Below are 24,687 nucleotides of genomic sequence, written 5' to 3'. Positions count from 1 at the left end.
AGCCGGCCCAATGGTTTCGCAGCATGATGCTCTCCCCGGTGCCCGGAATGAATCCGGCACATAAAACCGACGCTGTCCGGACAGGGACGGTGGGACGGAACAGAACCAGGGACAGGGTCATGTTGAAACGAATTTTTGCGATCGCCATGGCGATCGGTATCGCCGCCACGGCCGCAGCGCCGTCGCAGGCCATGAGCATTTCGTCCGCCGCCCGCTCCATCAGCGCCACCATGCCGGTGCGCAATGTCGAGTTCAGCGAGCGCACCGCGCTCTCCTACCAGCTTTTCTGCCTGCAATACGGCAACGAATGCCGCACCTCGAGCCGCAACGTCATCGCCTACACCAACAAGCTGCGCACCGTGCTGGCCTCGGTCAACCGGACCGTCAACCGGGTGATGCCGGATATCCGGGCCAGCCGCGAATTCCTGTCGCTGAACCCGCTGTCGGGCGCCAGCGACGATTATGCGATGATGAAGCGCGGCCAGCTGATCCGCGCCGGCCTGCCGGCAGGCGCCCTGCGCGTCGCCAGCGTCACCACGCCGGAAGGCCGCAGCCATTCCGTTCTCGTCGTCACCACCTCGACCGGCGAGCTCGTCCTCGACAATCGCCAGGCCTCGGTGATGAAGCGCAACGCGACGGGTTACAGCTTCGCTGCGCTCAGCACGGTGCGCTTCTTCGATTGATCGCCCGCCGCGACACCGGCTTTATCTAAAGCCCGACTTTGCCTGAAAACTGTCCCACCTTGCCGCAGGAATGTCCCTTCCTGCGGCCTTTTCTTTTTTGGGATATTACGGCCGGGCAAGATAGGCTTCCGCCAGCTCCGTCCAGAAGGCGGCGCCGATCGGCAGGAGGTCGTCGTTGAAATTATAGCCGGGATGATGCAGCGATTTTTCGGTGCCGGTCACGCTGGAGCCGAGGAAGAAATAGGTGCCCGGCCTGTCCTTTAGCATATAGGCGAAGTCCTCGCTGCCCATGAAGGGGCGTTCCAGATCCACGACCTTGTCGGCACCGGCAAAGCGCACGGCCAGATCGCGGACGAAGTCGGTTTCGGCCTTGTGGTTGATCGTCGCGTCATAGCTGCGCTGATAGTCGACGGTGGCCGTCATGCCGAAGCTTTGCGCCTGGTTTTCGGCGACGAGACGGATGCGGCGTTCCAGTTCGTCGCGGACTTTCGGATCGAAGGAACGGATGCCGACGACGATCTCGGCACGTTCGGGAATGATGTTGCTGGCCGAGCCGCTGTGGAAGGAGCCGACGGTGATGACGGTCGGGTCCATCGGATGGATGTTGCGCGACACGATCGATTGCAGCGCCATGACGATCGAGGCGCCGCAGACGATCGGGTCGGCGGTTTCCTGCGGTTCGGCGCCGTGACCGCCAAGGCCGTGGACGGTGATCTTCGCTTCGTCGACCGCCGCCATGATCGGACCATCCCTGAGCGCGAACTGGCCGAAGGGCAGGCCGGGTTCGTTATGGAGCGCAAAAACCGCGTCGCAGGGGAATTTGTCGAACAGTCCCTCGTCCATCATGATCTTGGCGCCGCCGAAATTCTCCTCGGCCGGCTGAAAGATCAGGTGCACGGTGCCGTCGAAATTTTTCCGTTCGGCGATGGCGCGGGCGGCCCCCAGAAGCATGGTCGTATGGCCGTCATGGCCGCAGGCATGCATCAGGCCGGGGGTCTTCGACGCATAGTCGAGGCCGGTTTCCTCGACGATCGGCAGGGCGTCCATATCGGCGCGGATACCGATCGAGCGGTTGCTGGTGCCGTTCTTCAAGGTGGCGACAAGGCCGGTCTTGGCCAGTCCGCGGGTCACAGTATAGCCGAGGCCCTCGAGACAGGTGGCGACGAAGCTGGAAGTGCGGACTTCCTCGAGCCCCAGTTCCGGATGGGCATGCAGGTCGCGGCGGATGGCGACCAGTTCCGGCATGGAATTGGTCAGGTTCACGTTCAAGGTCATGTCAGGCACCACGGGTTGGTATGCGATTTTCAAGGTAGCGGAAGGCTATGACAAGAATTCCGGTCAGGCACATATAGATCAGTGCGAGCAGCAGCAGAGGCTCATAGGTGATGTAGGTATCCTGGCGGACCTTGGAGATGACGGAATAGACGTCGATGACGGTGATGGTCGCAACCAGCGGCGTCGCCTTCAGCTGTAGCACGGTTTCGCCGTTCAGTGTCGGCAGCGCCCGGTGGATGGCGCGCGGCAGCCAGATGCGGCGAAACACTGTCCAGCGGCTCATGCCATAGGCGCGGGCGGCCTCAAGCTCTCCCGCAGGCACGCCGGCAAACGCGCCGCGCATCACTTCACCCTCGTAGGCCGCGAATGAAATGGTCAGCGCGGCGACGCCATAGGGCCAGGATTCGCGCAGGTATGGCCACAGGAAGGACTGACGGATGGCCGGAAACTGGGGGAACAGCGAGCCGAGCCCATAATAAAGAAGCCAGAGTTGCAATAGCAGCGGCGTGCCGCGAACGATGGTGCAGAACGTCTTGGCAAGCGTCTTCAGCGGCCAGGGACCTGTTACCTGAACCAGCCCCAAAGGCACGGCCAGCAGAAAGCCCAGGATCGAGGTGCTGAACAGCATGGCCAGCGTTATCAGGATGCCGTAGCCGAGCCGCGGCAGGTATTTCGGCAGCCAGTCCCAGCGCATGAACCAGACGATACAGAAGACAAGGGCGGCGAGGATCAGCAAAAGGACGATGCGGTGCGGCTTGAAGAAGCTGTCGCGTGTCGGCAGATCCTCCGGGGTGATCGCCATGGCATGGGTAGTGATATCGGTGGTGGAGGTGTCGCTCATGACTGCTCCACGAAGCCGCGCCGGGCCCGGCGCTCGATGATCTTGATGAAGAAATCCGAGACAAGCGTCAGCATCAGATAGAGCATGCCGGCCGCGCAAAAGAACAGGAGATAGGCCTTGGTGGCGCCCGCCGCCTGACGGGTGACGAGTGTCAACTCGGAGAAGCCGACGACGGCGAGAAGGGCGGTGTCCTTGGTGGCGATCAGCCAGAGGTTGGACAGGCCGGGAATGGCATAGGGCAGCATTGCCGGCAGGGTCACGCGGGTCATCACCTTGAACGGCGACATGCCGTAGGCGCGGGCCGCCTCGATCTGTCCGGCCGGCACGGCCTTGATGGCGCCGCGCAGTACCTCGGTCGTATAGGCCCCCTGAACGACACCGATGACGAAGATGCCGGCAACCAGCCCGCTGATGTCGACCTGGCCGATCCCCGCCAGCGCAAGGACATAGTTGAGAGCGTCGGTGCCGGCGTAATAGAGCAGAAGGATGAGAACCAGCTCCGGCACGGCGCGCACGATCGTCGTGTAGCATTCCATCAGGTCGCGCGTGATCGGTCCGCCATAGAGCTTTCCGCACGCTCCGCCGATGCCGAGAAGCAGCCCGAACGTATAGCCGCCGATGGCGATCTCGATCGAATTCACAAGGCCGCGCAGGAGAACACCGCCCCAGCCGGGCGGTTCGAGTGCGAGCAGGCCCCAGTTGATGAATGAAGCAGGATCGGCCATGAGTCCTCAATCGTTGAGCACGTGTTTGCCCCTCACCCTAGCCCTCTCCCCACAGGCGGGGAGAGGGGATGACGGAGTTTGCCGCTTCGTCCTTCTCCCCGTTTTAACGGGGAGAAGGGGCCCGATAGGGCGGATGAGGGGCCTTTGCTGGCCGCCTCATCGCATCCGATCACTCGCCGTAGATGTTGAAATCGAAATATTTCTTGGAGAAGGTATCGTAGGTGCCGTTGGCGCGGATCGCCTTGATCGCGGCGTTGAGCTTGCCCTTCAGTTCATCCTCGCCCTTGCGGATGCCGATGCCGACGCCGGCGCCGAGGATGGTCGGGTCGTCCTTGACCATGCCCTTCAGGTCGCAGCATTCCTTGCCCTGATCGCTCTGGAGAAAGGCGCCGAGCGCGATGCTGTCGGCCTGAACAGCGTCAAGACGGCCGGCGGCGAGGTCGTTGTTGGCTTCGTCCTGGGTCTGGTATTCCTTCACGGTCGCGCCGTTTTCACCGAAGTATTTTGCGGCATAGACCTGGTGGATGGTCGAGACCTGGACGCCGATGGTCTTGCCCTTCAGGCCTTCCGGCGTTGCTTCGAAGGTCTCGCTCTTCGGGCCGATGACGCCGGTCGGGGTGTTGTAATATTTGTCGGAGAAATCGATCGTCTTCAGGCGTTCCTCGGTGATCGACATCGAGCCGATGATCATGTCGATCTTCTTGGAGGTCAGCGCCGGAATGATGCCGTCCCAGGCTACGGGCGTGATCACGCAGTCGAGCTTGGCTTCGGCGCAGATGGCCTTCTGGAAGTCCACTTCCCAGCCTTCCCAGTTGCCCGAGGCATCCGGCGAGGTGAACGGCGGGTAGGGTTCGGCAGCGAAACCGACCTTGACCGGTTCGGCCGAAGCCGCACCTGCGGCGGCAATGCCCAGAGCGAGCGACAATGCGATGGTTTTGAGCGTCTTTTTCATGCTGTTCCCTTTTTTGGTTTTGGTGGTTTTCAGTGGATGGAGCTGATGAATTTCTTCAGGCGTTCCGATCTGGGATTGCCGAAAATCTCGTCCGGCGATCCCTGCTCGTCGATGACACCCTCAGCCAGGAAGACGATATGGTTGGCCACGTTGCGGGCGAATTTCATCTCATGGGTGACCAGGATCATCGTGCGCTTTTCCCTCGCAAGATCGCCGATGACGGTCAGCACTTCTCCCACGAGTTGCGGATCGAGCGCCGAGGTCGGCTCATCGAACAGCATGACCAGCGGCTGGATGGCGAGCGCCCGGGCAATTGCCGCGCGCTGCTGCTGGCCACCGGATAGAAAGGCGGGATAGGCGTCGCGCTTCTCGAACAGGCCGACACGGCGCAGCAGCGCCTCGCCGGTGGCAATGGCCTCGTCCTTGGATTTGCCGAGCACATGGATCGGGACTTCGGTGACGTTCTGGAGAATGGTCATGTGCTGCCAGAGATTGAAGCTCTGGAAGACCATGCCGAGCTGGGTGCGCAGCCGCTGGACCTGTTTGCGGTCGGACGGCATCAGGCCGCCATGGCCGTCCTTCTTCATGGCGATGGTCTCGCCATGGATGGTCACCGACCCGGAGGTGGGCAGTTCCAGCATGTTGATACAGCGCAGGAAGGTCGACTTGCCCGAGCCGCTGCCGCCGATGATGGCGATAACGTCGCCTTCATTGGCTGTCAGTGAAACGCCCTTGAGCACTTCGAGCGGCCCGAAACGTTTGTGGAGGTTTGTGACCGCAATCGCCTGGGCTGGTTTCGTCATGAAAGGTCTGTCCCGTCGAGACAGGTCGCCAAATCTGAACGCATGAAAACAGTTCCCCTGTTTTGTCTGTCGTGCGGCATTTTTGCCTGTCACGCTGTTCCATGAAAGCCATCGTGGCACTTGTGCAGAAATTATTCAACCGTATAATAACGCTGACGCTGCTTTTTCTGGCAGTCCCTCCATATGATCAAATTTCCAGCAGGAGTAGACGATGACGGCTTATGGTTCGCAGGAGATGTCGGCCAATCTGAAGCGTGTGCTGATGCGCCGGCCGGGCGCAAGCCTTGCCTCCGCCGATCCTGCGAAATGGCATTACGGGCCGACCTTCGATGGCGAGAAGGCCGTGCGGCAATATGTGGAATTCGCCCGTCTGGTGGAGAAATCCGGCGCCGAAATCCTCTGGCTGGAGGACAAGGGCGACGGTCTCGCCGACGCCATGTTCACCCACGATCCGTCGCTGATGTCCGACCATGGCGCCATCCTTCTGCGCATGGGCAAGCCGCTGCGTGCCGGCGAAACGGCGCTGCACGAGGCAGCCTACAAGAAGGCCGGCATCCCGATCCTCGGCCGCATCGTCGCGCCGGGCACGGTCGAGGGCGGCGATTGCATCTGGCTGGACGCCGAGACGCTGGTGGTTGGCCGTGGCGTGCGGACCAACGAGGAAGGCATCTCCCAGCTCACCGAAATGCTCGATCCGCACGGCATCACCGTGCTCGGCTACGACCTGCCGCTCTGGCAGGGCGAGGAAGCCTGCCTGCATCTGATGTCGGTGATGAGCCCGCTGTCGCGCGATCTGGCGCTGGTCTTTGCGCCGCTCCTGCCGGCGTCGTTCTACCAGTTACTCAAGGAATGGGGCATCACCCTGATCGAGGCGCCGGCCGACGAGTTCCATGCCAGCAACGGCCTCAGCCTCAACGTTCTGCCGGTCCGGCCGAACGAAGTGATCATGGTGGCGGGTTTCCCCAAGACCAGGGCGGCGATGGAAGCGGCCGGCTGCACGGTCGAGACCTTCGAGGCCGATGCGCTTTGCATCGCCTGCGAAGGCGGCCCGACATGCCTGACGCGGCCGGTTCTGCGGCGGGCTGAATGAACCGCCGGACATTCCATCGCGCACCGGAAGGGGAGCGGCGGCAGGAGCTGATCGAGGCGACTCTCGATACGATCGCCGAGCTTGGCCTCAAGGGCGCGACGGTTCGCCAGATCGCCATCCGCGCCGGGGTGACGGCGGGGCTGGTCCGGCATTATTTTGATTCCAAGGACCAGATGGTGGAGGAGGCCTATCGTACGGTTCTCGCCACCTTCGCCGCCAAAGCGGGCGATATCGACGGCGATCCGAAAACGCGGCTGAGACGGTTCATCACGCTCAACCTCACGGCTCCGGTCGCCAATGATCGCAGCCTGTCGCTCTGGGCCTCGTTCATCAGCCAGGTCCGGGTGGATCCGGAACTCGCTGTCATCCACCGCGAGGGTTATCTAAGCTTTCGCAATGATCTGCAGGGGCTGATCCGCGATTTTCTGGAAGCGGAAGGGCGTGCTGCCGGCGAAGCCGACTGCCGCCGCCACGCAATCGCCATCAACGGCATGATCGATGGGCTCTGGCTGGAAGGCTGCCTTGCCGGCGAACTCTTCGAGGAGGCGGAGCTGGTGGCGATCGCCCTGTCGTCGATCGAGGCGCTGCTGGGCCTGCCGCTCGGTGGGGATGAAGACACGGCCGCCGCATAGCGGTCGGAACAGGGCAGAGATGCCACACCAATTTGACTGAGGGTAGGAGACACCCATGCGTTACTCATCGATCACCGACCGCCTGGCCGATCTCGGTTCCGAGAAATGGGCGCTGCATATCCGCGCGCGGCAGATGCAGGCAACGGGAACCGACATCATCCAGCTGACCATCGGCGAGCCGGACATGCCGCCGGATCCGGCGCTGCTCGCAGAAGCCCAGAGGGCGATGAATGCGGGACGTTACCGCTATTCCAACGGTCGCGGCGAGCCCTCGGTGGTCAACGCACTGACGGCGCGCTACGCCAAGCGGCGCCCGGATGTGACGGCGGAAAACGTACTGTGTTTTCCAGGCACGCAGACGGCGCTGTTCGCCGTGATGCTGGGGCTGGTCGAGGCTGGCGACGGCGTGCTGGTCGGCGATCCGCTCTACGCCACCTATGACGGCGTCATCCAGTCGACCGGTGCGCATCGGGTGACGGTGCCGCTGAAGCCGGAACATGGTTTCCACATGCAGGCGGCCGATCTGGAAAAGGCGGTCACACCGAAATGCCGGGTACTGCTGCTGAACACGCCGCACAATCCGACCGGGGCCGTGCTGACCGCGCAGGAGATCGCCGATATCGGCGCGGTCTGCCGCAAGCACGACCTCTGGATCGTCTGCGACGAGGTCTACGAAGAACTGATCTTCGGCGGCACCTTTGCCTCGCCCTTCGACAATCTTGACCTTGCCGAACGGACCATCGTCGTCTCGTCGATCTCCAAATCCCACGCGGCGCCCGGTTTCCGCAGCGGCTGGGCGATCGGGCCGGCGGACTTTGCCAGCCGGTTGCTGCCGGTTTCCGAAACCATGCTGTTCGGTGTCCAGCCGTTCATCGCCGACATGACAGCCTATGCGCTGACGCATGAGATCGGCACGGCCGCTGCCATGCGCACCTCCTACAAGGCGCGGGCGGAGCGGATCGTGCAGGGGCTTTCGAATGTGCCGGGTATCGTGCCGCTGCCGCCGGAAGCGGGAATGTTCATCCTGATCGATGTGGCCGGCACCGGCCTGACGGGGGAGGCCTTTGCCTGGATGCTGCTGGAGGACGAACACGTCGCGGTCATGCCGGGGTCGTCCTTCGGTGTGGAGGCGGCCTCGTTCGTGCGCGTCAGCCTGACGGTTCCGGATGCGGTGATCGACGAAGCCTGCGGGCGGATCACCAGGCTGGCGATCCGGCTTCTGGCGCCCAAGGAGCGCCGGGCATGAGCGAAGAGATGAAAACCGTCGGAGAAGTGCTGGTCGACCTGCTCGAGGCCAACGGCGTCGAAGTCGTCTTCGGCATTCCGGGCGTCCACACCGTCGAGCTCTATCGTGGCCTTGCCGCCTCGAAGATCCGCCATGTGACGCCGCGCCACGAACAGGGTGCCGGCTTCATGGCCGACGGTTATGCCCGTGTCAGCGGCAAGCCGGGCGTGGCGCTGGTCATCACCGGGCCGGGGCTCACCAACACGATCACGGCGATGGCGCAGGCACGGCAGGATTCCATCCCGATGCTGGTGATCTCCGGCGTCAACCGGCGCGATTCGCTCGGCCACGGGCGCGGCCTGTTGCACGAACTGCCCGACCAGCACGGCATGATCAAGACGCTGGCGCTCTATTCGCAGACGCTGCTCAATCCGGCCGATCTGGGGTCGCTCATCGAGCGCGCCTTTGCCATCCTCACCTCTGGCCGGCCCGGCCCGGTGCATATCGAAATTCCGACCGACGTGATGACGGCGCGGATCGCCATGCCGCCACTGCGAAAAGCCACCGCGACGCGGCCAAGGGCCGATGCCGAGACGCTGCAGAAGGCCGCCATTCTCTGCGGTGATGCCAGCCGCCCAGTGATCATCTGCGGCGGCGGCGCGATTACCGCTGAAGCGGAAATCCAGGAACTGGCAGAGCGCATCGGGGCGCCCGTGGTGATGACCGTCAATGCGCGGGGCATGCTGGCGGGCCATCCGCTCCGGGTTCCGGCAAGCCCCAGCCTCAAGGCTGTTCGTTCGCTGATTTCCGATGCTGATCTGGTCATCGCGCTGGGCACGGAAATGGGCCAGACCGATTACGATATGTATGCCGATGGCGGATTTCCGATCCTCGGCAACCTGATCCGCACCGACATCGATGCCGCGCAGCTGGCGCGGGGACCGCATGCGGCACTGTCGATCCTGTCGGGAGCCAAGACTGCGACAGCTGGTATTCTGGCGTTCCTCACGGCCAAGCCGGCGAATAAAGGCAAGGAACGCGCGGCGGCGGCGCGAAAGACGGCCATGGCCGAGCTGACGGCAAAGATGCGCGCTGAGATCGCCGTGATCGATGCGATTTATCAGGCTCTACCGGATGCCACGATCGTCGGGGATTCCACCCAGGCCGTCTATGCCGGCAACCTTTACTGCGACGCCCCGAGGGCAAAGAGCTGGTTCAACTCGGCAACCGGTTTTGGCGCGCTCGGTTATGCCCCGCCGGCAGCGGTGGGGGCAGCTGTGGCGGATCCGGACAAGCCGGTCATCTGCCTTGTCGGCGACGGAGGCATCCAGTTCTCGCTGGCGGAACTGGGGTCGGCCGCCGATATCAATGCCAATGTCATCTTCCTCGTCTGGAACAATGACGGCTATCAGGAGATCGAAGCCTATATGGTCGAATCCGGCATCACGCCGGAGGGCGTCAAGCCGTCAGCACCCGATTTCCTGCTCGCCGCCGGCGCCTATGGCGTGCCTGCCGTGCGGCTTTCGAAAGTCGGCGATCTGACGGCGGCACTGACGGAGGCCTGCAAACGCGGCGGTCCGTCGCTGATCGAAATCCACCAGACACGCACTGCGGGCGTGACCGCTTGAGAGCGGCGGCATCCAGGATGTTCAACGGGCCTGACAGATGGTAAGATTTGACTTTGGCGGCCGGCAATGGTTTTTAGGCCCGCTTGCGCGCTGAATCGGCGCGCAGTTCGGCGATTTGCAGTGAAAACTGCCCGCCAACGGGAAGGGCGATGTCCCCTATGGGCATGAACGGCAACAGGATCGATCGCAGTCAGGCAGGCAGGCTTTTTGCCGTGCTGTGGATTCTGACCGCCGCGCTTGCCATGCAGTTCGTCGCTTCGGCGCAGGTTTTCTCGTCGCGCTTTTCCGCGCAGCAGAGCGCTGGCAACGTTTCCATTCCGGAAACGGGTACCTCCGATACGGCTCTTTCCCGCCACATCGTGCGCGCCTTTCCGGTGGCCGATCTGCGGTTCACCACGGATCGTTCGGATGGCAAGGCTTCTTCCGGTGGGCCGGGGCCTTTCGTTCTGCCGGCCGCAGTTTTCCTTGTCGCTCTGTCCTATGGCGGCATGCCTGCTTCGGCTTTTCCGCAGGCTGCGGTAGCCGGTGCGCGCGGCGATACCGTCCGTGTCCGTGGACCTCCGGCGTTTTCCGCCTGACGGCTGTTCTTGCGGACAGTCTTTGCGCATCGGCGCGACTTTATCTTTATGCATCACACCCGCCACCCTCGGCTTTGCCGGATGGTCGCGGGCTATAATGGAACCTCAACATGCGCACTTCGAAATGGGCCATTCTGGCCTATGTCGCGATAGTATTCTTCGGAATCCTCGCGGCGCTTCCCAACGTTCTGCCGGTGGCTATCCAGCAGCAATACGCCTCCTTCCTGCCGGTCAAGCCGGTCACGCTCGGGCTCGACCTGAAGGGTGGATCGCATCTGGTTCTGGAAGTCGATGCGGCCGGCCTGCGCCGGGCTCGTCTCAACACGCTTCTGGACGATATCCGCGGTGCGCTTCGCACGGAGCGGCTGCAGACATCGTCCGCCCGCATCGCCGGCGACGCGATCGCGGTCAAGATCGCCGATCCGGCGGACCGCGCGCGCGTTTTGCCGAAGATCCAGCAGCTTGCTGCGCCGGTCGGTACGCTCGGCTTCGGCACATCCAGCTCGGACATCGAGGTTTCGACCGCCGACGATACGATCACGGTGAAATTGACGGAGGCGGGCCTCAGCGATCGGATGACCGCTGCCGTCGACCAGAGCCTTGAAATCATCCGCCGCCGCGTCGACCAGGTTGGCGTTGCCGAACCGCTGATCCAGCGCGTCGGCTCGGACCGCATTCTCGTCCAGCTGCCGGGCTTGCAGGATCCGACGCGCCTGCGTCAGCTTCTCGGCTCGACCGCGCAGATGAGCTTCCACATGGTCGACACCTCGGTCGATCCGAACACGACGACACCGCCGCGCGGCGTCGATATCCTACCGGGCGCCAATGACGGCGCCAAATATGCGGTCGAAAGCCGCGTGGCGATCTCCGGCGAGCGGCTTGCCGACGCCAAGGCCGGCTTCAACCAGCAGACCAACGAGCCGATCGTTTCCTTTACCTTCGACAGCCAGGGTGCCCGCCAGTTTGCTGAAATCACCCGCGACAATGTCGGCCTGCCTTTCGCCATCGTGCTGGATGGCAAGGTCCTGACAGCGCCGCGCATCAACGAACCGATCCCCGGCGGCCAGGGCCAGATCAGCGGCAATTTCACCGCCCAGGAAGCAACCGTTCTTTCGGCCTTGCTGCGCTCGGGCGCTCTGCCGGCACCGCTGACCATCATCGAGGAGCGTTCCGTCGGTCCGAACCTTGGCTCCGACTCGATCCGCATGGGCATCTATACCGGTCTTGCCGGTTTTGCCGCCGTCGTCGTCATGATGCTGGTGCTCTACACGTCCTGGGGCGTAATCGCCAATATCGGCCTCGTCCTGCACACGATCCTGACGATCGGCGTGCTTGGCATGCTGGGCTCGACGCTGACGCTTCCCGGTATCGCCGGTATCATCCTCGGTATCGGCATGGCGGTCGATGCCAACATTCTGATCAACGCCCGTATCCGGGAGGAAACGGCGGCTGGCGCAGGCGCGATGAAGGCGCTCGACGTCGGCTTCAACAAGGCGTTCGCAACAATCGTCGACGGCAACGTGACGACCCTGGTCGGTACGATCCTGCTCTTCATGTTCGGCACCGGCCCGGTGCGCGGCTTTGCCGTCACCATGATGATCGGCATCGTGATCTCGATGTTCACCTCGATCACCGTCGTGCGCCTGATGATGTACCAGATGGTCGTGCGCCAGAAACTGAAGAAGATCGAAATCCATTCGATCTTCGGCAAGGTTCCGGCGATCCCGGTCTTCTCCTTCATGCGCGGCCGCTACGTTGCGATCGGCATGTCGGCGTTCCTGTCGATCAGCTCCATCGTGCTGTTCTTTACGCCCGGCTTGAACTACGGCATCGACTTCGTCGGCGGTATCCAGGTCGAGGCAACGTCCGAGGCGCAGCTCGATCTTGCGGCACTGCGGCCCAAGCTCGAGGATTTGAACATCGGCGAAGTGGCGCTCCAGGATTTCGATCAGGGCAAGTCGGTTTTGATCCGCGTCCAGCGTCAACCGGGCGGTGAAGCGGAACAGACGGTGGCTCTGAACGCAATCAAGGATGCGGTCACCCAGGCCATTCCCGGCGCGGCTTTCGAGCGCACCGAAGTGGTCGGGCCGACCATCAGTGCGGAACTGGCACGCTCGGGCTTCCTTGCCGTCGGCCTCGCGATGGTGGCGATCCTGTTCTATATCTGGTGGCGCTTCGAGTGGCACTTCGCGGTGGGTGCGATCGTGACGCTGATTCTCGATATTACGAAAATGATCGGCTTCTTCGCGCTGACACAGATCGACTTCAACCTGACGGCGATTGCTGCCGTGCTGACGCTGATCGGTTATTCGGTCAACGACAAGGTCGTCGTCTACGACCGCATGCGTGAAAACCTGCGCAAGTACAAGTCGATGCCCTTCTCCGACCTGATCGACCTGTCGATCAACCAGGTGGTGATGCGATGCATCTTCACCTCGGTCGCCATCCTCGCCTCGCTGCTGCCGATGGCGATCTGGGGTGGCGATCCGGTGAAGCCCTTCGCATGGCCGATGGTGTTCGGCGTCATCGTCGCGACAACCTCGTCGATCTATATCGGCGGCCCGATCCTGCTCTTCCTCAGCCGCTGGTGGAAGGATCGTGAATCGACCCGCGCTCCGGGGAGCGAGTTGGCCAAGAGCTGACGGGCCCAACAGCGGAAGAATCGAAAGGGCGGCTTCGGCTGCCCTTTTTTCGTCCCATGAAAGGCTTACATAGTGTCCACGGACGAACGGAAGATGGTGCTCGGAATTAGATCGTCATTCTACGATGTCGCAGTTATCGAATATGTTCTGCTGCATTTGTCGAGAATGGTGAAAGAAAGAGTATTATTTTTCGTGTGACGCCAATTTTAATTGACTGAATTGGTGGTCTATTCTATTTTGTAATTATCCGCTGCTGGGACGAGCCAGAGTGGATACCTGTAACGCGCCCGGAGAGCATCCGACCGGGCCTTTGCCGAAGGAGAGAGCCATGTCTGACAATGCCCGCATCGCTGCTTTCCGCGGCACGCATTCCTATTGTCGCGCAACGAAAGACCTTTGCATTCGTACATTCTGGCGAATGTGAATTCCAAGCAGTCCTTTCCTTGAGTTTTGCACAATTTTGAATGATCCGCGTCTGGGCGCGGAAGGAGCGTATTCCATGAACAAGCAGGTTATAGAATTCGGCGGAGAAGCTGTCGGTGTCGTCGTCCCGGATGCAGGCCGGCTGAAGTTCGTTGCCGTGAAGTACCATGTCTGGGATCTCGATTCGCGGCACTTCCGTTCTGCCGACGAGGCAAGGACGGCGGTGCGTCAGCTGATGGTTTCGCAGGGCGTTCGGCGGCCGGTGTCGCAATCTGCTGACACATTGCCGGCATACGCTGCTGCGTAAGCCATAAAAATGCGTGAAAACCGCAGTTTGGCCATCTTTTCACTAAATCGGTATATTGGCACGGCTTCTCATGTGATATGCCGGGTTATGTGATGGCAATCGACAGGTAGGCGCCGTTTTCTGCGCCTATTTGTGAAAAGAGCGAACTGCGATGCTGACGAAAAAGGGAAAATACGGATTGAAGGCCTTGGTCGATCTGGCCCGGCTTGATCCGGGCGAGACCGCTTTTATTACCGAAATCGCGAGCCGCAACAATATTCCGAAGAAGTTCCTCGACACAATTCTGTTGGAATTGCGTAACGCTGGCATCCTGCGTTCGAAGAAAGGGCCTGGCGGCGGCTATTCCTTGTCGCGTCCGGCATCGGAAATCCGCATCGGTCAGGTTGTGCGCACATTGGACGGCCCCCTGGCGCCGATCCGCTGTGCCAGCCGCACGGCCTACGAGGTCTGCGACGATTGCAACGATCCGGACACCTGCGAAGTTCGCCGTTCGATGACCACCGTTCGCGATGCCATTGCCGATATTCTCGACACGATGACACTGGAAGCCTTCGTCAGCAATCCCGGCCAGTCGATCCTCGCGGACGACGACATTGTGACGAAGCGCGCCAGCTGACGTCAGCAGATCTGTTTGTCGTGTTTATCAGGCCGAATTGCCGGGAATGCGCGCAATTTGGCCGTTTTGGTTTGATCTGAAGGCGCTCCGGCTATAGGCGGGTACCTAACCACGGTTTTGGAGCGGAAATGATGGGTCTCAGGCAAGTCGATATGAACACCCCGGAAGAACGGACCGTGTATGAATCGCTCGGACGATCGATCACCACGACCGTCGAGGGGATCAGTGCGCTTGCTGCCCGCTTTGCCGTCGATCCGGTTCTTTCGCGTAGTCTCGTCGATGCCGTCGAGTTGATCGCACGTGGCCGCGGCCGCGTCGTTGTTTCCGGCGTCGGCAAGAGCGGACATATCGGCCGCAAGATTGCCGCGACCATGGCATCGACCGGAACTTCCGCCTATTTCGTGCATCCGACGGAAGCCAGCCATGGCGATCTCGGTATGATCACCTCGGAAGACCTTCTCATTCTTCTTTCGTGGTCCGGCGAAACCGTCGAGCTTGGAAACATGCTGGCCTATGCCAAGCGTTTCAATGTTCCTGTCGTCTCGATCACGTCCAATGGCGAAAGCCTGCTGGCGCGCAATTCCAGTGTCGCTATCACCTTGCCGAAGGTTCAGGAAGCCTGTCCACACGGTTTGGCGCCGACGACATCGGCAATGCTGCAGCTGGCCGTGGGGGATGCGCTGGCGATTGCCCTTCTTGAACGGCGCGGGTTCTCAGCGCAGGATTTCAAGACGTTCCATCCCGGCGGTAAACTTGGCTCGCAGCTGCTTCTGGTCCAGGAGCTTGCACATACAGGCGAAGCCATCCCGCTGCTGCCTCTCGGCAGTCCGATGGCGGACGCCGTTCTTCAGATGTCGTCCAAGGGTTTCGGCGTCGTTGGCATTGTCGATGCGGCGGGTAAGCTCGCAGGCGTGATCACCGATGGAGATTTGCGGCGGCATATGTCGAATAACCTGCTTCTTGAGAGGGTCGATGCGGTCATGTCGCACAACCCGCGTGTCATCAAGGGCAGTGTGCTGGCAAGCGCTGCAATGGAAATCATGCAGGCGCAGAAAGTGACCGTGCTGTTTTTGGTGGATGACCTCGCTCTCCCGAGTGGTATACTGCATATCCATGATCTGTTGCGCGCCGGCGTTGCGTGAATGGACCTGCCGGGCACGGCTGCCTGAAGCGCGACCGACCCTCTGGTGTTATCCACAGCATGGCAATGTATCTCGATATCGCACTGCTCCCGGCACATGAAACTGGAGTAACGGCCTTGAGAGCTGATAGTTTTGGCTGACCTGCATCGATCTTTGCTTTCGGAACCGGACCGGACAAGCGATGACGCACATGACATGCGCGGCGTGACGGTAAGCGCGATTCCGACTTTTGCGTTCCACATTTTCGGGTGGAAGCAGGCCGTCTTTCAGCGTTATTTTCCAGAGTGCCGCTTCACGTTCGTGCCGCTGTATGCCGGCGCGCATGAGTTTGAGAAAGAATGGGCAACGCGGATTCTTCAGGAACAAAATCCTCAGATATTCGTCTGGAGTTTGAGGGCACCCGATGGGCTGCGTGCCTTTGCATCGGAGCACGATATTCCGATCTTCTTCATCGAGGATGGATTCATCCGCTCTGTGGAAGCCAATGCCAGTCGGACGCCCCCGCTATCCCTTGCTCTCGATAGCGGGACCGCCTATTTCGACTGCCGGGAACCATCGGATCTGGAGCGCTTGCTCGCCACTTACGACTTTGATGCGGATACTGAGCTCTTGACGCGGGCCGCGGCGGGTATCCGCTTTTTGCTGGAGACCGGCGTCAGCAAGTACAACAGCGATGCGGCTGTGGACATTGAAAACCTCTATGGTCCGAAATCCGGCAAGCGCGTGCTGGTGATCGGCCAGGTCGAGGATGATGCCTCCATTCAGTTCGGCTGCCTGCCAGCGATTTCCAACAACGATCTGGTTCGGCTCGCTGCGCAGGAGAACCCGGGCGCGCAGATTATCTATAAGCCGCATCCCGACATTCTCAACCGGGTTCGCCTGGCGCAGTCGGACCCGCAAGACGTCCGTCATCTCTGCCAGATCCTGACGCAGCCTTTACCAATGGCCCGGGCCTTCGAGACGATTGACCATGTCTACACGATCACGTCTCTCGCTGGCTTCGAGGCATTGCTGAGAGGGATCAAGGTTACCGCCTATGGATGCCCGTTCTATGCCGGATGGGGGCTGACAGATGATCGCCAGCCCAATGCGCGCCGTGGGCGAGTACTGACGATCGAGGCCCTGTTTGCCGGCTCTTATCTTCTATACCCGCGATATTACGATCCCCAAACGGGCAAACCAATGTCCTTCGAGGAAACGGTTGACGGGATAAGACGTCATTTCTCAAGGTTGACGGCTCCCGCCGAACCGTACCAGCCCACAGGCCCCCGCTGGCAGGCGTGGGGCCCCTATGGCATCCTCGGCTGGCGGCATTTGCTGACGCCCCTGGTATCGCCGATCATCGCCAAAATTGGTCATCAGCGTGATACGGTGAACTATCGGGCGGATCCCATTCAGTTCTTCCGGGAGCTGTCCAACCCGAAATTCAGGTTGCTCGGGCGCATCCTCTATCCATTCGACAAAGAGCAGGTTTGATGATTTTTGCTTGAAAATGGGCTTTATGGGTAACAGATTGTAACGCGGACCGCGTTGAACGAGCCCGACAAGCGCAAGAGTATCGTGCCCTTGGACTCGTAAAAAACTCTGGGTGGCGCCGTTTGCGTCCAGTTGTAGGAGAAAGCAGTTCTTTGGGACATGTTGTCACACATATGCGGGTCGTTGCCGCCTTGCTGATCCGTGAAATGGAAGCACGGTTCGGCAGCAAGCCCGGCGGCTACGTCTGGGCGCTGCTGGATCCTGCCGCACATGTGCTGGTGCTCTCGATCGTCTTTCAGACGATCGCCCGGGCGCCGGCCCTCGGCGTCAGTTTCCCGTTGTTCTTTGCAACGGGCTATATCGCATTCCAGTTCTACCAGGCGATGGTATCCTATCTGAATGGTGCCATCAGAGCCAACAAGTCACTGCTGAGCTATCCGAATGTCGCGCCGATCGATACCATTGTCGCGCGCTATTTCCTGCAGCTCGGGACGACAGCCATGGTCGGTATTGTCGTTCTTGGCATAATCATTGCCTGGATGCGGGAGCCTGGGCAAGTGTCCTGGCCGCCGATACTCGAAGCGGCCCTTGCCGGGAGCATGATGGGACTTGGGATTGGGCTGATCAACACTGTCATGTTCGTGAAGTATCCACTTTACGAAAAGGTTTTCAGCATCGTCAGCAAACCCATGTATCTGATCTCAGGTATTTTCTTTCTGCCCGATGCCATCCCGCATCCGTATCGGGAGATCGTTCTTCTCAATCCGCTCGTTCATGTGGTCATGCTCTTCCGGACGGGATTCTATGATGAATACAGGGCCATCAATCTGGACATGTCCTACGCTCACACTTTCGCATTTTTGACATTGTTTTTTGGAATGCTATTGTTCTCTGCGTCTTCCACCTTGTTGAGAAATGAATGATCAGGCTTGAGCAAGCGACAAAGTTCGCGCGAACCAAGGGCATCAACAAGCCGATTATCGACCATGTTTCCCTTGTTTTGCCACGAGGAAAGAGCATTGGCCTGCTTGGCCGCAATGGTGCAGGCAAGTCGACTTTGCTGCGTCTGATCGCCGGGACCATCAGACTGGACAGCGGCAAGATCATCCGTCGGGCGAAAATTTCGTGGCCGCTGGGGTTCCAGGGAAGCTTCCAGGGCACGATGACCGGCGAGCAGAACGTTCGTTTCGTTGCGCGCATCTATGGCGTCGATACGCGCGAACTGATCGCCTATGTCGAAGACTTCGCCGAACTTGGCCCCTTCTTCAAAGCTCCGGTTGGAACCTATTCGTCGGGTATGAAGGCAAGGCTTGCCTTCGGATTGAGCATGGGGGTGAATTTCGACTACTATCTCGTCGATGAAATCACCGCCGTTGGCGACGTGAATTTCAAGAAAAAGTGCCGCGTCGTATTCGACAGCCGGCTGCAGGAATCCGACGTGATCATGGTTTCTCACAGCACGGCAACCATTCGCGATTATTGTGATTGCGGGGTGGTTATGGAAAATGGCAAATTAACTTATTATGATGATATTGAGGATGCGATCCGCGCCCACAATGGCAATATGAAGGAACGGTAGATGGCGATTATCAGGAATGCAGCCCCGCGTGCTGTGCGAAAGGATATCGCTGTGGATCGGCTGATCAATCAGGACGTGGTCAAGTCGAAAAGCGTGCATCTCCTTGAAGGGCTGCTGGGCAACGACGACCGCATGCTGGTGCCAAGGCCCAAGCCGGAGGTGACGCGCAACAAGTTCCAGAAGGTCATCACGCAGGAAGTCGACAAGCGTGGCTGGCTGGGTTCAATCAAGTTGCGCCATGCCATGATCATTGTCAGCTTTGTGGCGTTTGTGGCAATTCCCGCAGCGCTCGCATCGTTTTACATGATATTTGTCGCCTCGGATCAGTATCATAGTTCGGCATCCTTCTCTGTCCGCAGTATCGAGGCTAGCGGTTCATCCGATATTCTTGGCATGTTCACCCAGGCATCGACGGGTAACACGCTCTCCGACAGCTACATCCTGATGGATTTTATCCGCAGCGAAAGAATGCTGGTCGACGTCGAAAAGAAATTCGATCTCGAAAAAATCTATGCCCCACATGGCTTCGACTATTTCTATGGAATGGCCAGCGGCCTGCCCTTGGAAGACAAGCTCAATTATTGGCGCAATATGGTCGATGTGAATTTCGATCATGCTTCAGGAATCATGCAGCTGCAGGTCAAGGCATTCGATCCGCAGCAGTCACAGGAGCTCGCCAAATTCATTCTTGAGGAGAGCGATGCGTTGATCAACAACCTGTCCTCGTCGGCCCGTGACGGTGTTCTGAAAGCCGCGCAGGACGAGATGCATCTCGCGGAGACCCGCCTCGCCAAGGCGCGGGTGGCTGTACGTGAATATCGCGATGTTTCGCAGGAGGTTGATCCGGTCGAAGGCGCGAAGCTGGCAGCTCAGCTGATCGGTGGATTGGAAGCGCAACTCGTGCAGATGAATGCCGATCTGGCAACGGCAAAGTCGCAGATGAGCGATGACACGCCGCGCATTCGCGTGCTCAAGGCACGCATTGCCAGCGTCGGAGAACAGCTCGCGTCTGAACGCCAGCGGCTGGGCAGTGGAAATGCAGGAGCGGAATCCGAACCGGGCGCCAACGGTGATGTGGCGGGCCGAATCCAGCAGTTCGAGGCGCTGGAGACCGAGCGCGAATTTGCTGAGCGTGCCTATACCGCATCCTTGGCTAGCCTGGAAAAGGCCCGCATCGATGCAGGCAACAAGCAGCGTTATCTCGCTGTCTTCCTAGAGCCATCGCTCTCCCAGATGGCGCAATATCCGGCGCGTTTCCTCAATTCGTTCCTGGTGGCGCTGGGCCTGCTGTTCGCCTGGGCTGTCTTCGTGATGGGCTACTACAATATCCGCGATCGGACCTGATTTCACCGGAAAACTGCGTATGAGCAAGGTTGGATGGACCTTGTCTCAGGGCTGTTGCATATGACCGGTCTGAACGGTACGCCATCGTCTTTGTCCAGAGAGTACGAGCGTCTGGATTGGACGAGGCGTGCAAGACGGTATTGAGAATGAAATTTTTTTTGAGAGCAAGCCGATTTATCAGATCGCTGCCGCGCGTTCGTTTCTTCAAACCTTTCGCCATCCGGCTCGATCAGGGGCATGACAATGATGTCGAGGCAAAGGGTCGATTGATTGCGACAATCCGCCTTTATGGCAGCCAGAACCGGATCGAACTTCCGAAAACGTCCTCCTTCACCGGCCACATCACCATTCGTGGCCACGGAAATCGCATCCTGATCGGTGAAAACTGTCGTTTGACGGGCGAACTGATCGTTAAAGGACGCAATCAGACAGTGACCATCGGTGAGGGGACGACGTTCGAGTCGGTCTATGTTCTCAGCACAGAGCGCTGTGATGTGACGATCGGGCGTTGGTGCATGTTTTCTCGCGGGATCGAAGTGCGCACCAGTGATTCCCATTCACTGATCCGAAAAAGAGACGGCCGCCGGCTCAATCGCGCAGCACCTGTCGTTGTCGGTGATCATGTCTGGGTCGGGCTCGGTTCTATTCTGAACAAGGGAACCGTGATCCCGGAGGATTGCATCGTGGGTGCCAAGTCCTTCGTCAACAAGGCATTCAGCGAAAGTGGTGTCGTTCTCGCCGGCACGCCCGCAACGGTCGTCAAGCGTGGTGTCACATGGAGCCGGGCACGAAAGCGTCGCTTTTCGCAGGATGAGATGGAAGCATGGCGCATCGCCGAGCCGGTTATTGATGATGAGAAGTGATTTTCGACGGCCTTTTTCTCGGAGGCGGATCGACGAAGGCACCGGGTTGATTGACCGAACGATTGTGTAGTCTTTCGGCAATCGCATCCGCGCCGGCATCCGTGCCGGCAGCCGAATAGAAATTTCCCCTGACCTGGATTGCTGCGGCGAGCAAGCGGAAGAAGGCCGCGCGGACCGATTTCTCCGGCGGTGTTGGATGACTCCAGAATTGGTCGAGCCCGGCCTGGTCGCTGAGGCCCGCGATATCGAAGATCGCGGCTCCCAGCACCTTCACGGGCGTGTCCAGCTGCAAGGCATGCAGCCCCACGGTGGAATTGACAGTAACAACGCCCGCCCCTTTGTTGAGCAAGGCGTTGAGGTCGCCACCGTCGAGAAACCGCAGGCGTTGGCTTATATCGAGCCGAGTGGCCAGATTCTCGACAACGGTGCGCCAATTGATCAGACCGTTGTCGAGAGGATGTATCTTGACGACGAGATCGGCCTCGCGCGGTGCGTGGCTGGCAAACGAGGTTAGAATCTGGCGGATCGCCTCGCGCTGGTCGTCGTAGGGTGAGTGCGCGCGCAGTTGAAAATCGGTTTGCAGTTGCAGCGGGAAAACGAAAAACGGGGCATTCCCCGCCAGCAATTCGTCGATGAGGGCTGTTGCGGCCGCGTTCCTTTTCCTGCTGCCTGCCAGGCGCATCACCCAGCCGGCATATTCGGCCAGCGGGTGGAACAGGGCATGGCGGCGGTAATGCGGAAAGAGGAACCACAGAAAGACGTTCGGCAGATTGTAGAGGAGGTCATAGGCGGCTTCGGCGGTAAAGCTCTGCGTGTAGTGCCTGTTCCAGTCCGGTTCAGGGAGTGTACGCGCCGCGTCGACAATCTGCCCGGGATCGGTGGGAAAATGCGAATTGGATGACATGCCATCGCGTTCGATGGTCAGCCAGTCCGGCCGCAGATACCCCATCTCGACAACCGAAACGGTCACATTGCGGTCCCTGGCGACCTCGATCGCAATCTGATGGTAAGGCCGTTCCTCGCCCAGCAGAATGAGGTCGGTGACGGTATGCCTGTCCATGAAAGAGGCGGCATAGTTGCGCCAGTTGTCTCCGCCACGGCCACGATAATTGTATCCGCCCCTGCGCCGCCAGAAGATCTGGTCGCCCGGATTGAGGTTGATCCTGAGGCAGCGGTGGCCCTTTGCCTCCAGCCGGTCGGCGATCTTGGCAAAGATCGGGGAGGATGGTCCCTGTAGAAAAAGGAAGACGCGCCGCTCCGGCCTGTTTTGCAAAGCCATCGTCACAGACCCTCAAGGAACAGCGCAGTCACTATCGCAAGTCGTCCTTTTGCAGGTTGGCATGCTTGAGCATCGCTTCCAGCAGTTTCCAGGGCTCCTCGTTGCGTGGAAAAACGGGGCCATGGTGCGGCTTGCGGGCCGCAGCCAGGGGCACGATGAAATAATCGGTGCGAGGATCGGGGAAGGGGTCGGCGAAGGATTTCAGCAGAGGTGCATGGTCGCCATAGAATACCAGCCACACGGGGCGATCGAGCTTGTTCAGATGGTCCACAAGTGTGCCGAGAGCTTTGTCGGACCGCTGCAGGATTTCGAGATAGATCGATACGGGATCGGTCATTCCCTCGACACGGTTGGGCTCCCAGGGGCCATGGTTGGCCATCGACGCGACAAAGAGAAAACTGCCCTTGGTATCCGTCTGGCTTTCCACATCGGCGATGACCCTGCGGGTCAATGCGGCGTCCGAGACATAGGGGCCGTTGCGTGTCGGATCGTGACCGAATTCGTCGAGCATGGTCATCTTCTCGAAGCCGAGCTGCGGCATGGCCTTGTGGCGCAGGAAGAATGTCCGGTCGTAAGGATGCATGAAATGCGTACTCCAGCCCGCATTCTTCAGCTTCGTCGGCCAGACCACATTGGTGTAATGGCTCGCCCGCAGATAGGGATAGCTCGCATCGATGTGGAGATCGTCGGGAACAAGTCCGCTCAACACCGCGAATTCCGTTCGCAGCGTATAGCCGCCCTCGAAGACTGTTGCGAGGCGTCCCCATTGCACGGCAAGTTTCTGCAGCCGATCGATCGTTGGTAGCTTCACGTCGTTCACGCCGCAATGGCGCATGTCGATAAAGGATTCCGACTGCCAAACGATGACGAGCGGTGCCTTGTTGTCGGCATCATGGCCGATCAGGTCCTTCACCGCGGCGAAAAAGCGCCCGGACAGTTCTGCAACGATTTTCTCGCGCCGGCGGCCGAGCCAGAGAATGAAATGGAAGACCACGGACGCGAAGGTGCCGAAGCGGATTGTGCTCACCTTGACGTTCGGCTTGCCGACAAGCTGTTGCACTGCGTCCGCGACCGGCCTGTTGACCGGGCCGTAGAACAGGAGAATCCAGGGAAGATCGGCCACCATGAGCATGACGGCGATCCAGAAGAGCTTGTCGCGCGACGGCAGGATGCTCGGTTCGAAATACATGTAGAGAGCCGAGACGCCGAACACATACAGGAATGCGACGATCCAGAAGACGATGTTGAGCGAGTTCGCGTAGAAGATCGATTTGTATTTGAAGACATCGGCCACCAGGGCGATGTCGGAAAACACCAGAGGTTCGCGAATGAACTTGTACTTCGCCCGCGATATGCCGGTGAAGATGATGAAGAAGCTCATCGATCCGGCGCCGGCATAGAGCGGACGCCAGGAGATCGAAAAGAAACCCGCAAAGACCAGGGCAATGATCGGAAGCCGCGCCACAATATCCACGGCGGCCCGCCTGCGGCTGAATGGAGGCCGGTTTTTCCGTTGCTCACGCTTGGGCAGCGCAAATCTGTCCGTGAACAAAATGACCGAGCAGGCCAAGGCGTAGCAGAAGACGGTCAGCGGCACGGGATGGTCATGGATGTTGAGTGACGTCAACGCCAAACGGATACCTTCACGATCTTTGGTCTGCCGACGGCCCTTATGGACGACCGCGACTGAGCGACACTTAAATCCTATTGGCGGCGGATACAAGCAGACTATGCCCGTTCAGGGGTGGCGGCTGATCCGCTGGATGGCACGGTCGAACCACCAGTTGAGAAAGGGCTTCACGGTCGAGCCGAAACGCCCCAGCGCACGCAGCGTCCAGCCGAAAAACACCTCGAATTCGCCCCCATCAATGGCACGAACGATGCGGCTTGCGACGGCATCGGCAGGCCAGGGAGCGACACGTCCCATGATGACCGCCGCTTCGGGCGGACGGTGCTCCAGTTCGCGGGTGAACTGCGGTGTTTCGGTATCGGGCGGAAAGCAGACGGAGATGCGGATGCCGTGCGGCCTGGCTTCCGAGCGTAGCGCTTCGGCAAAGCCATGCAGGGCGAATTTCGAGGCGCAATAGGCGGTATAGCCGTGAATGCCGATGAGCCCGGCGCCGGAGGAAACCAGCATGATCCTGCCGGAACGCCGCGCCTTCATGCCGGCATAGACAGCGCGGACGGCATGAATACTGCCGGAAAAATTTGTCTGGAGCTGGCGGTCGAATGCATCCGATGAAAGTGCCTCGAACAGGCCGGGTTCGACAACGCCGGCGCAGGTGATCAGGATATCACAGGGGCCGAAGGCCTCTTCGCACCTGTGGATTGCCGCCACAGTCTGGCTTTCGTCGGCAACGTCGGTGCTTTCGATGCGGACAGTGCTTGCGCCATGGTCTTTGGCAAGTTCGCCTTGCACGGCCTCAAGGACCGACAGCGTTCGTGCAAGAAGCGAGATACGGGCACCCCGGCCGGCATAGATCCGGGCGAGTGCCAGACCGATCCCGCTTGAGCCGCCGGTAATGATCACATGAGTCATGCCGCAAGACCGGTTCGGTTCATGGAAATTTGCCTGGCTGCTTCA

23 protein-coding genes are annotated in these 24,687 nt (G+C 60.1%); 15 read left to right on the top strand and 8 right to left on the bottom strand.

The annotated features are described in order from the left end of the window. Positions 1-119 precede the first annotated feature (119 nt). Positions 120-683 (top strand): transglutaminase-like cysteine peptidase, encoded by a 564-nt coding sequence (locus ADU59_RS02625; RefSeq protein WP_068951400.1) that lies wholly within the window; start codon positions 120-122, stop codon positions 681-683. Between the two features lie 105 nt (positions 684-788). Here ADU59_RS02625 and ADU59_RS02620 read toward each other — a convergent pair whose 3' ends face one another. The 5 genes from ADU59_RS02620 to ADU59_RS02600 all read right to left on the bottom strand — a co-directional run bounded on the left by ADU59_RS02620 (position 789) and on the right by ADU59_RS02600 (position 5,279). Continuing rightward, a complete protein-coding gene (locus ADU59_RS02620) occupies positions 789-1,958 on the bottom strand; it encodes a M20 aminoacylase family protein (protein ID WP_068951398.1) in 1,170 nt (389 codons plus the stop codon). A gap of 1 nt (position 1,959) precedes the next feature. Beyond that, positions 1,960-2,799: an ABC transporter permease gene (locus ADU59_RS02615; protein WP_099050729.1), complete on the bottom strand. Its 840-nt coding sequence runs from the start codon at positions 2,797-2,799 to the stop codon at positions 1,960-1,962. After that, the gene (locus ADU59_RS02610; RefSeq protein ID WP_068951396.1) at positions 2,796-3,524 is read right to left on the bottom strand and encodes an ABC transporter permease; all 729 of its coding nucleotides are present in this window, start codon (positions 3,522-3,524) and stop codon (positions 2,796-2,798) included. The genes ADU59_RS02615 and ADU59_RS02610 overlap by 4 nt, the downstream gene beginning before the upstream one ends. A gap of 169 nt (positions 3,525-3,693) precedes the next feature. After that, positions 3,694-4,476 carry a transporter substrate-binding domain-containing protein gene (locus tag ADU59_RS02605; RefSeq protein WP_068951394.1) on the bottom strand — a complete coding sequence of 261 codons (783 nt, stop codon included), beginning with the start codon at positions 4,474-4,476 and terminating at the stop codon, positions 3,694-3,696. A gap of 29 nt (positions 4,477-4,505) precedes the next feature. Next, positions 4,506-5,279, bottom strand: a complete 774-nt coding sequence (locus ADU59_RS02600) for an ABC transporter ATP-binding protein (protein WP_068951392.1) — start codon at positions 5,277-5,279, stop codon at positions 4,506-4,508. 211 nt (positions 5,280-5,490) lie between these two features. On the opposite strand from ADU59_RS02600, the gene ADU59_RS02595 reads away from it, so the two are divergent. The 14 genes from ADU59_RS02595 to ADU59_RS02530 all read left to right on the top strand — a co-directional run bounded on the left by ADU59_RS02595 (position 5,491) and on the right by ADU59_RS02530 (position 20,824). Further along, on the top strand, positions 5,491-6,369 hold the full coding sequence (locus ADU59_RS02595; protein ID WP_068951390.1) for a dimethylarginine dimethylaminohydrolase family protein: 879 nt from the start codon (positions 5,491-5,493) through the stop codon (positions 6,367-6,369). Continuing rightward, positions 6,366-7,001: a TetR family transcriptional regulator C-terminal domain-containing protein gene (locus ADU59_RS02590; protein WP_068951388.1), complete on the top strand. Its 636-nt coding sequence runs from the start codon at positions 6,366-6,368 to the stop codon at positions 6,999-7,001. The genes ADU59_RS02595 and ADU59_RS02590 overlap by 4 nt, the downstream gene beginning before the upstream one ends. A 55-nt stretch (positions 7,002-7,056) precedes the next feature. After that, positions 7,057-8,247, top strand: a complete 1,191-nt coding sequence (locus tag ADU59_RS02585) for a pyridoxal phosphate-dependent aminotransferase (RefSeq protein ID WP_068951386.1) — start codon at positions 7,057-7,059, stop codon at positions 8,245-8,247. After that, positions 8,244-9,854 (top strand): 5-guanidino-2-oxopentanoate decarboxylase, encoded by a 1,611-nt coding sequence (locus ADU59_RS02580; RefSeq protein ID WP_068951384.1) that lies wholly within the window; start codon positions 8,244-8,246, stop codon positions 9,852-9,854. The genes ADU59_RS02585 and ADU59_RS02580 overlap by 4 nt, the downstream gene beginning before the upstream one ends. Positions 9,855-10,003: 149 nt before the next feature. After that, positions 10,004-10,432: a hypothetical protein gene (locus tag ADU59_RS02575; RefSeq protein ID WP_139093133.1), complete on the top strand. Its 429-nt coding sequence runs from the start codon at positions 10,004-10,006 to the stop codon at positions 10,430-10,432. 110 nt (positions 10,433-10,542) lie between these two features. Beyond that, positions 10,543-13,074: a protein translocase subunit SecD gene (gene secD / locus ADU59_RS02570; protein ID WP_068951381.1), complete on the top strand. Its 2,532-nt coding sequence runs from the start codon at positions 10,543-10,545 to the stop codon at positions 13,072-13,074. A 499-nt stretch (positions 13,075-13,573) separates the two neighbouring features. Next, positions 13,574-13,804, top strand: coding sequence for a hypothetical protein (locus tag ADU59_RS02565; protein ID WP_068951379.1), 231 nt, complete (start codon positions 13,574-13,576; stop codon positions 13,802-13,804). A gap of 151 nt (positions 13,805-13,955) precedes the next feature. After that, on the top strand, positions 13,956-14,420 hold the full coding sequence (locus ADU59_RS02560; RefSeq protein ID WP_068951377.1) for an RrF2 family transcriptional regulator: 465 nt from the start codon (positions 13,956-13,958) through the stop codon (positions 14,418-14,420). 152 nt (positions 14,421-14,572) lie between these two features. Continuing rightward, on the top strand, positions 14,573-15,562 hold the full coding sequence (locus tag ADU59_RS02555; protein ID WP_083198097.1) for a KpsF/GutQ family sugar-phosphate isomerase: 990 nt from the start codon (positions 14,573-14,575) through the stop codon (positions 15,560-15,562). A 195-nt stretch (positions 15,563-15,757) separates the two neighbouring features. After that, positions 15,758-17,038 carry a capsular polysaccharide export protein, LipB/KpsS family gene (locus tag ADU59_RS02550; protein WP_068952515.1) on the top strand — a complete coding sequence of 427 codons (1,281 nt, stop codon included), beginning with the start codon at positions 15,758-15,760 and terminating at the stop codon, positions 17,036-17,038. Between the two features lie 152 nt (positions 17,039-17,190). Further along, on the top strand, positions 17,191-17,961 hold the full coding sequence (locus tag ADU59_RS02545; protein ID WP_068951373.1) for an ABC transporter permease: 771 nt from the start codon (positions 17,191-17,193) through the stop codon (positions 17,959-17,961). After that, a complete protein-coding gene (locus tag ADU59_RS02540; RefSeq protein ID WP_068951372.1) occupies positions 17,958-18,617 on the top strand; it encodes an ABC transporter ATP-binding protein in 660 nt (219 codons plus the stop codon). The genes ADU59_RS02545 and ADU59_RS02540 overlap by 4 nt, the downstream gene beginning before the upstream one ends. Then, complete coding sequence (locus ADU59_RS02535; protein WP_068951370.1) at positions 18,618-19,961, top strand: KpsE/RkpR family capsule polysaccharide export protein; 1,344 nt, start codon at positions 18,618-18,620, stop codon at positions 19,959-19,961. Between the two features lie 146 nt (positions 19,962-20,107). Beyond that, the gene (locus ADU59_RS02530) at positions 20,108-20,824 is read left to right on the top strand and encodes an acyltransferase (protein ID WP_068951369.1); all 717 of its coding nucleotides are present in this window, start codon (positions 20,108-20,110) and stop codon (positions 20,822-20,824) included. Here ADU59_RS02530 and ADU59_RS02525 read toward each other — a convergent pair. The 3 genes from ADU59_RS02525 to ADU59_RS02515 form a co-directional block, all read right to left on the bottom strand. After that, on the bottom strand, positions 20,805-22,103 hold the full coding sequence (locus ADU59_RS02525; protein ID WP_068951367.1) for a capsule biosynthesis protein: 1,299 nt from the start codon (positions 22,101-22,103) through the stop codon (positions 20,805-20,807). The two genes, ADU59_RS02530 and ADU59_RS02525, sit on opposite strands and share 20 nt — an antisense overlap. 31 nt (positions 22,104-22,134) lie before the next feature. Then, positions 22,135-23,715 (bottom strand): LTA synthase family protein, encoded by a 1,581-nt coding sequence (locus tag ADU59_RS02520; RefSeq protein WP_099050748.1) that lies wholly within the window; start codon positions 23,713-23,715, stop codon positions 22,135-22,137. A gap of 126 nt (positions 23,716-23,841) precedes the next feature. After that, entirely contained in the window at positions 23,842-24,642 is an 801-nt protein-coding gene (locus tag ADU59_RS02515; protein WP_068951363.1) for an SDR family oxidoreductase, read from the bottom strand. Positions 24,643-24,687: the final 45 nt, after the last annotated feature.

Origin of the sequence: Pararhizobium polonicum (assembly GCF_001687365.1) — a bacterium.
GTDB lineage: Bacteria > Pseudomonadota > Alphaproteobacteria > Rhizobiales > Rhizobiaceae > Pararhizobium > Pararhizobium polonicum.
Note: the sequence above shows the minus strand (reverse complement) of the source record. Positions and strands in the feature narration are given on the sequence as shown.

Coding starts and splice junctions, on each gene's coding strand:
- ADU59_RS02565 (WP_068951379.1), top strand. CDS start 13,574: ATGAACAAGCAGGTTATAGAATTCGGCGGAGAAGCTGTCGGTGTCGTC.
- ADU59_RS02620 (WP_068951398.1), bottom strand. CDS start 1,958: ATGACCTTGAACGTGAACCTGACCAATTCCATGCCGGAACTGGTCGCC.
- ADU59_RS02530 (WP_068951369.1), top strand. CDS start 20,108: ATGAAATTTTTTTTGAGAGCAAGCCGATTTATCAGATCGCTGCCGCGC.
- ADU59_RS02540 (WP_068951372.1), top strand. CDS start 17,958: ATGATCAGGCTTGAGCAAGCGACAAAGTTCGCGCGAACCAAGGGCATC.
- ADU59_RS02555 (WP_083198097.1), top strand. CDS start 14,573: ATGAACACCCCGGAAGAACGGACCGTGTATGAATCGCTCGGACGATCG.
- secD (WP_068951381.1), top strand. CDS start 10,543: ATGCGCACTTCGAAATGGGCCATTCTGGCCTATGTCGCGATAGTATTC.
- ADU59_RS02600 (WP_068951392.1), bottom strand. CDS start 5,279: ATGACGAAACCAGCCCAGGCGATTGCGGTCACAAACCTCCACAAACGT.
- ADU59_RS02560 (WP_068951377.1), top strand. CDS start 13,956: ATGCTGACGAAAAAGGGAAAATACGGATTGAAGGCCTTGGTCGATCTG.
- ADU59_RS02615 (WP_099050729.1), bottom strand. CDS start 2,799: ATGAGCGACACCTCCACCACCGATATCACTACCCATGCCATGGCGATC.
- ADU59_RS02535 (WP_068951370.1), top strand. CDS start 18,618: ATGGCGATTATCAGGAATGCAGCCCCGCGTGCTGTGCGAAAGGATATC.
- ADU59_RS02580 (WP_068951384.1), top strand. CDS start 8,244: ATGAGCGAAGAGATGAAAACCGTCGGAGAAGTGCTGGTCGACCTGCTC.
- ADU59_RS02605 (WP_068951394.1), bottom strand. CDS start 4,476: ATGAAAAAGACGCTCAAAACCATCGCATTGTCGCTCGCTCTGGGCATT.
- ADU59_RS02515 (WP_068951363.1), bottom strand. CDS start 24,642: ATGACTCATGTGATCATTACCGGCGGCTCAAGCGGGATCGGTCTGGCA.
- ADU59_RS02575 (WP_139093133.1), top strand. CDS start 10,004: ATGTCCCCTATGGGCATGAACGGCAACAGGATCGATCGCAGTCAGGCA.
- ADU59_RS02595 (WP_068951390.1), top strand. CDS start 5,491: ATGACGGCTTATGGTTCGCAGGAGATGTCGGCCAATCTGAAGCGTGTG.
- ADU59_RS02585 (WP_068951386.1), top strand. CDS start 7,057: ATGCGTTACTCATCGATCACCGACCGCCTGGCCGATCTCGGTTCCGAG.
- ADU59_RS02525 (WP_068951367.1), bottom strand. CDS start 22,103: ATGGCTTTGCAAAACAGGCCGGAGCGGCGCGTCTTCCTTTTTCTACAG.
- ADU59_RS02590 (WP_068951388.1), top strand. CDS start 6,366: ATGAACCGCCGGACATTCCATCGCGCACCGGAAGGGGAGCGGCGGCAG.
- ADU59_RS02610 (WP_068951396.1), bottom strand. CDS start 3,524: ATGGCCGATCCTGCTTCATTCATCAACTGGGGCCTGCTCGCACTCGAA.
- ADU59_RS02625 (WP_068951400.1), top strand. CDS start 120: ATGTTGAAACGAATTTTTGCGATCGCCATGGCGATCGGTATCGCCGCC.
- ADU59_RS02550 (WP_068952515.1), top strand. CDS start 15,758: ATGCGCGGCGTGACGGTAAGCGCGATTCCGACTTTTGCGTTCCACATT.